At 70.0% G+C, this 3892-nt stretch carries 3 protein-coding genes; 1 reads left to right on the top strand and 2 read right to left on the bottom strand.

The window, feature by feature from the left end:
- A partial coding sequence (locus DBR36_RS00045; protein ID WP_108317005.1) for an ABC transporter ATP-binding protein occupies positions 1–1880 on the bottom strand: 1880 nt, incomplete at its 3' end.
- Between the two features lie 190 nt (positions 1881–2070).
- Between DBR36_RS00045 and DBR36_RS00040 the strand changes: the two genes are divergently transcribed.
- Complete coding sequence (locus tag DBR36_RS00040) at positions 2071–3564, top strand: MDR family MFS transporter (protein WP_108317004.1); 1494 nt, start codon at positions 2071–2073, stop codon at positions 3562–3564.
- Between the two features lie 64 nt (positions 3565–3628).
- Here DBR36_RS00040 and DBR36_RS17435 read toward each other — a convergent pair whose 3' ends face one another.
- Positions 3629–3766, bottom strand: a complete 138-nt coding sequence (locus DBR36_RS17435; protein ID WP_181373413.1) for a hypothetical protein — start codon at positions 3764–3766, stop codon at positions 3629–3631.
- Positions 3767–3892: the final 126 nt, after the last annotated feature.

Here is a 3892-nt window from a genome sequence, read left to right as displayed (position 1 = left end):
CGCTGTTCCTCGGCGAGCACGAACGACGCGGCGAGCTGCTCGGCGGCCAGGCTGGCGTAGAGGCCGCCCTCGGCGAGCAGTTCGGCGTGGGTACCCGATTCGACGATGCGGCCGGCATCCACCACATGAATGCGATCGGCGCCGATCACCGTCGACAGCCGGTGGGCGATCGACAGCGTGGTGCGCCCGTGCGAGGCGGTCTCGAGGGCCTCTTGCACGATGCGTTCCGACACGGTGTCGAGCGCGCTCGTGGCCTCGTCGAGCAGCAGGACGGGCGGGTCCTTCAGCAGCACGCGGGCGATCGCGATGCGCTGCTTCTCGCCGCCCGACAGGCGGTAACCGCGTTCGCCGACCACCGTGTCGTAGCCGTCCTCGAAGCCGGCGATGACGTGGTGGATGTTGGCCGCCCGACACGCCGCTTCGATCTCGTCGTCGGTCGCGTCGGGACGGGCGTAGCGGAGGTTCTCGCGGACGGTGGCGTGGAACAGGTACGTCTCTTGGGAGACGATGCCGATCTCGTCGATGATCGACGCCTGCTCGAGGGAGCGCACGTCGGCGCCCGAGAACATCACCGACCCGCCGCTCGCCTCGTACATGCGCGGCGTCAGGTACAGGATGGTCGTCTTTCCTGCGCCGGACGGCCCGACGAACGCGACGTGCTGACCGGGCTCGACGGCGAAGGACACCCCGTCGAGGGTCGGCCGCGCCTGCGCCGGGGCATCGGGATAACGGAACCGCACGTCGCGGAACTCGATGCGCCCGAGCGGCCCGGGTGCCGACGCCACCGGGATCGCATCGGGCGCGTCGACGATCGCGGGACGCAGGTCGACGTACTCGAAGATGCGCGCGAACAGCGCCGACGACGTCTGCACGTCCAGAGCGACGCGCATCAGACCCATGAGGGGCATGAGCAGGCGCGCCTGGACGGTCGTGAAGGCGACGATCGTCCCCGCGGTGATCGCCCCCGCTCCCCCGCCGATCAGATACCCCGACACCAGGTAGATGACCGCCGGCACGCTCGACATGATGACCTGCACCACGGCGAAGAAGCCCTGGCCGCTCATCGCTCGCCGCACCTGCAGCCGCACCTGGTTGTCGTTCTCGGCGTCGAAGCGGGCGGACTCGGTGCGCTGTCGGTTGAACGATTTCGAGAGCAGGATGCCGGAGACGCTCAGCGTCTCTTGCGTGATCGCCGACAGCTCCGACAGCGACTCCTGCGTCTCTCCGGCGATGCGCGCACGCACCTGCCCCACGCGACGCTGCACGAAGATGAGGAACGGCATGAGCGCGACCGCGATCAGGGTCAAGCGCCAGTCGATCAGGATCATCGCCACGAGCGACGCGAGCACGGTCACGGCGTTGCCGAGGATGCTGGTGACGGTGTTGGTGAGAACGCCCGACACCCCGCCGACGTCGTTCTGCAGGCGGGATTGGATGACGCCGGTCTTGGTGCGCGTGAAGAAGCCGAGCTCCATCGCCTGGAGGTGCTCGAAGAGCCGGGTGCGCAGGTCTCCGGTGACCCGGTTGCCGACGGTCGCGGTGAGCCACGTCTGCCCGACGTTCAGACCCGCCGACATTAGGAACAGTCCGATCATCACGCTCACCAGCACGGCGAGCAGCCGCAGGTCGGGGCTCGAGCCGTCGATCGGGAAGAGCGCGTCGTCGAAGATGCGCTGCACGAGAAGGGGAGGGATGACGGCGACCGCCGCCCCGACGACCACCAGCAGCGCCGTGAACGCGATCCGCCAACGGTAGGGCCGGAACAGCTCGACGACCCGATGCCAGAGGTTCGGCACGCGCGGCGCCTGCGCATTGCGCCGACGCTGCATGTCGGCATCCACTCCGCGGAACATGCTTCCGCCGCCTCCGTGCATGCTCATGCGGGCCAGCCTACGTCCGCCCACCGACACCGGCTCGGGGGCGGGCAGTGTCGGAGGTGCCCGCTAGGCTCGCAGCGCCCGCCGAGGACTTCTCCTCGACGGTGGAATAGCACGGGAACACCCGCCGTTGTCTTCCTCGCAGTCGCCTCCGCGGCACCACCGAAGCCCCCCGCACGAACAGGACCTCGTCATGGCCGCCACCGGCACCATCCCCGTCTCCCGATCCCGCGCCGACACGTCGTCCGCGGCGACGCCGCCCCGTCCGGGCCCCGTCATCGCCCTGCTCGTGGTCGCGGCTTTCGTCGTCATCCTCAACGAGACGACGATGTCGGTCGCGCTCCCGGCGATCATGGCCGACTTCGGCGTGAGCGCCGCCACCGGTCAGTGGCTCACCTCGGCGTTCCTGCTGACGATGGCGGTCGTCATCCCGCTCACCGGCTTCCTGCTCGAACGGTTCCCGATCCGTGCGGTCTTCTTCGCCGCGATGGGCGTCTTCGCGCTGGGTACCCTGATCGCCGCGGTCGCGCCGGCGTTCGGCATCCTGCTGACCGGCCGCATCATTCAGGCGATGGGCACGGGCGTCATGATGCCGCTGCTGTTCACCACGGTGCTCAACCTGGTCCCGGCCAACAAGCGCGGGCGTGTGATGGGCGTCGTGACCATCGTGATCGCCGTCGCCCCCGCCGTGGGCCCCACGGTCTCGGGCCTGATCCTGTCGGCTCTCACCTGGCACGCCATCTTCTGGCTGATCCTGCCCATCGCCCTGGTGGCGATCGCTCTCGGTGCGCGCTGGGTGCGCAACGTCACCCAGACCCGCCCCGACGCGCGGTTCGACAAGCTCTCGGTCGTCCTCTCGGCGCTCGGCTTCGGCGGTCTGGTCTTCGGCCTCAGCGCGATCGGCGAGTCCGCCTCGGGGCACGCCTCGGTTCCGGTGTGGATCCCCCTCGCGGTCGGCGTCGTCTTCGTGACGGTCTTCGTGATCAGACAGCTGCGTCTGCAGCGCGCGGACGCGGCACTGCTCGACCTGCGGGTCTTTCGCAGCCCGTCGTTCCGTCTTGCCGTCCCGCTGGTGGCGATCGTGATGGCGGCGCTGTTCGGCTCGCTGATCCTGCTGCCGATCTTCCTGCAGCAGGCACTGGGGCTCAGCAGCCTCACGGTGGGGCTCATGCTGCTGCCGGGTGGCGTGCTGATGGGCGTCATGGCCCCGATCGTGGGACGACTGTTCGACCGCTTCGGCCCGACGCCCCTCGTCATCCCGGGCATGCTCATCGCCGCCGCCGTGCTGTGGACGATGGCGCTGACCTTCGGCCAGGGCACGCCCATCTGGTGGATCGTGACGGTCTACCTGGCGCTCAACCTCGGGCTGGGTCTCGTCTTCACTCCGCTCATGACCTCGGCGCTGGGTTCACTGCCCCGCCGCCTGTACTCGCACGGCAGCGCGGTCGTCGGCACCGCCCAGCAGGTCGCCGGAGCTGCGGGCACCGCCGGTTTCGTGGCGATCATGACGGTCTTCTCGAGCTCCGCCCTCGCCGAGGGCGCCGACCAGGCCAGTGCCATCGCCTCGGGCGTGCACGTCTCGTTCCTCGTCGGCGCGATCATCGCGACCGCGGCGGTCGTGCTCTCGTGCTTCGTGCGCAAGCCGGCCGAGAACGAAGAGAACGACGCGCCCGTCGTCGCCCACTGACGCGGCGCCGGGGCGGCGCGGCCGTCCCGGCTCCGCCGCCGGCGGACCGACGAGAGTCGACCCGTCAGAGAGAGCAGGAACCGCCGCCGCAGCACTGCGAGGCGGGGCGCGTGTCGTCGTCGGTGTCGACAACGGGAGCGTTCAGCAGGGTGATGAGAGGCCGGGCCGCGCTCGCGGTGTCGGTCGTGGGTTCTCCGGACATGCGCTCCATGCTACGCCTGCGCGCGCGGGTGGGCTCCGGAGCAGCACGGGGTCGCCGCAGAAGCCCGCGCTAACCCCGTGGCCCGGCATCCGCAACCCCCGCCCACCCGCCGCGGCGGGTTCCTAG

Source organism: Microbacterium sp. HMWF026 (assembly GCF_003061325.1).
GTDB classification, from domain to species: domain Bacteria; phylum Actinomycetota; class Actinomycetes; order Actinomycetales; family Microbacteriaceae; genus Microbacterium; species Microbacterium testaceum_E.
This window is presented reverse-complemented; position numbering and strand designations above follow the sequence as displayed.